The 447-nt window shown below is 53.0% G+C and carries 1 rRNA gene; it reads right to left on the bottom strand.

Going from position 1 to position 447, the window contains the following annotated elements:
* Positions 1–447 (bottom strand): 23S ribosomal RNA (locus CWM66_RS28535); the annotation flags it as partial.

Here is a 447-nt window from a genome sequence, read left to right as displayed (position 1 = left end):
GACTAACCCTGCGTCGATTAACGTTGCGCAAGGAAACCTTGGGCTTTCGGCGTGCGGGCTTTTCACCCGCATTATCGTTACTCATGTCAGCATTCGCACTTCCGATACCTCCAGCGGACTTCTCAATCCACCTTCGCAGGCTTACGGAACGCTCCTCTACCGCGCACAACAAAGTTGTGCACCCCAAGCTTCGGTTCTGTGCTTAGCCCCGTTAAATCTTCCCCGCAGACCGACTCGACCAGTGAGCTATTACGCTTTCTTTAAAGGGTGGCTGCTTCTAAGCCAACCTCCTGGCTGTCTGTGCCTTTCCACATGGTTTTCCACTTAGCACAAAATTTGGGACCTTAGCTGTGGGTCTGGGTTGTTTCCCTTTTCACGACGGACGTTAGCACCCGCCGTGTGTCTCCCATACAGTCCGTCTCGGTATTCGGAGTTTGCAATGGTTTG

Source organism: Kosakonia sp. H7A (assembly GCF_003028445.1).
GTDB lineage: Bacteria > Pseudomonadota > Gammaproteobacteria > Enterobacterales > Enterobacteriaceae > Kosakonia > Kosakonia radicincitans.
The sequence above is the reverse complement of the archived record's forward strand: the minus strand, read 5'-3'. Positions and strand labels throughout refer to the sequence as shown.